This window comes from Pandoraea sp. PE-S2R-1 (assembly GCF_002179865.1).
In the GTDB taxonomy this organism is placed as follows: domain Bacteria; phylum Pseudomonadota; class Gammaproteobacteria; order Burkholderiales; family Burkholderiaceae; genus Pandoraea.
On the sequence record NZ_NGUR01000097.1, the window covers coordinates 1 to 370 of the forward strand.

General features: G+C 53.2%; 1 protein-coding gene. It reads left to right on the forward strand.

Annotated elements, in window-relative coordinates:
* Positions 1 to 176: 176 nt before the first annotated feature.
* On the forward strand, positions 177 to 370 hold a 194-nt coding region (locus CDV44_RS28335; RefSeq protein ID WP_141118837.1), incomplete at its 3' end, for an AAA family ATPase.

A 370-nucleotide genomic window follows, 5' to 3' on the forward strand; every position in this document is an offset into this window, starting at 1 on the left:
GCTTGTCATGCGTAGCGGATTGATTTAACCTTCGGCCTATGAACCATTTGACCCTCAACTCGATTATTAGCGCCGCGCGAATCACGGCGGGATAGCTATTGAGTGGTCGATATGCAATCAAAACCCGCCCCGAAGGCGGGTTTTTTGCTTTCTGGGCTCACACGGAGCGCCTGAAAATGAATCGAGAAGTGAATGGAGTTGCCTGCTGTCATACCGCTGTCTTGCACATGGTTTGCGGCAAGATCGCTTCGGGCAAATCGTCAATAACGGCACGCCTGGCAACCGCTCCTCGGACGGTACTGCTCAGCGAGGACGCATGGATGGCATGCCTCTACCCGGATGAAATTCATACGCTAGCCGATTATGTGAG